Origin of the sequence: Neisseria sp. HMSC068C04, from assembly GCF_001810105.1 — a bacterium.
Lineage (GTDB): Bacteria > Pseudomonadota > Gammaproteobacteria > Burkholderiales > Neisseriaceae > Neisseria > Neisseria flavescens_B.
Genome location: NZ_KV799968.1, coordinates 1 through 239, shown reverse-complemented (window position 1 = coordinate 239; position 239 = coordinate 1). Strand labels below are relative to the sequence as shown.

Annotated in this window: 1 protein-coding gene; it reads right to left on the bottom strand. The window is 54.8% G+C overall.

The features are described 5' to 3' along the window. On the bottom strand, positions 1-239 hold a 239-nt coding region (locus HMPREF2700_RS07730; protein WP_141745835.1), incomplete at both ends, for a DUF2345 domain-containing protein.

Genomic DNA, 239 nt, shown 5'->3' with positions numbered 1-239 from the left:
GCCCTCACCCGCACCACCTTCGGACTCCCGATCTCCACTTCCCCGTTGCTCAACTTGATATACGCCCCCTTGCAGGTAATCAGAATCTCTTCCTTCGCCGCTATGGTGATTTTCCCCGCACTGCTGGTCAGAGTGGCGTCTTTTAAGGCGTTCAGCTGCAACTCGTCATTCTGTGCCTGCACTTCTACTTTGCCCTGATTGGCCTGCATCTTGATGCCGCTGCTTTGCGCAAACAGGTT